This window comes from Lysinibacillus sp. GbtcB16, assembly GCF_019091145.1.
GTDB lineage: Bacteria > Bacillota > Bacilli > Bacillales_A > Planococcaceae > Lysinibacillus > Lysinibacillus fusiformis.
Window position 1 is genome coordinate 1 of sequence record NZ_JAGXJV010000091.1, and the last position, 663, is coordinate 663.

1 protein-coding gene is annotated in these 663 nt (G+C 29.3%); it reads left to right on the top strand.

Annotation, left to right across the window (positions count from 1 at the left end):
* The first annotated feature begins 91 nt into the window (after window positions 1-91).
* A complete protein-coding gene (locus KVT27_RS23450; RefSeq protein ID WP_217582057.1) occupies window positions 92-421 on the top strand; it encodes an AbiU2 domain-containing protein in 330 nt (109 codons plus the stop codon).
* Window positions 422-663: the final 242 nt, after the last annotated feature.

Here is a 663-nt window from a genome sequence, read left to right on the forward strand (position 1 = left end):
AACACTTTCATAAGAAGAAAATTACTGTAAAAAATATATTGTGGTATATACCAATAGGTGCTATTCACAGAACAAGTAAGCGATTACACTGTTGGAAAAAGAAAAAAAGGAGTGTTTGAATAACCTTTTTATATGGCGAGATAATGTTTACGCTCATAATGATATGAAGTATTTCTTTGATAAAGGACAGTTGCCAAAAGACGCAGCATTAACAATGAAACATATAGACGAATTAATTGAGAAAGCATGGGGAATTGTAAATTTTTACTCGTTGGCTTTAGAAGGAAAAGCATGGCATCCAGATTCTCCAGATACATTAGATGTCGAAAAAATTTTTTCGATACTTAAAAATTTTAAAGATGAAAAAAATAGAGAAATTGATGTTTTATTGATGGGAGCAGGATTAAAAAGAACACAATAATTTGAAGGATTAATCATCAAAAAGCAAGTGCAGATGTTGAAATACAATAAAGCTGGGTATCAGACAATAATGTTAGGTACTGATATAATCGTCGTTTGAAAAAGACCCAAATCAATTTTTATTGGTTTGGGTCTTTTATGTTGAATGCTGAGTTTAATTAAGGTATTTCGAAAACTAGAATCATTTTTTTAAGTGATTTGTTTTTCTGAATTTAGATAATAAAGCGTGTTATACACTTATTA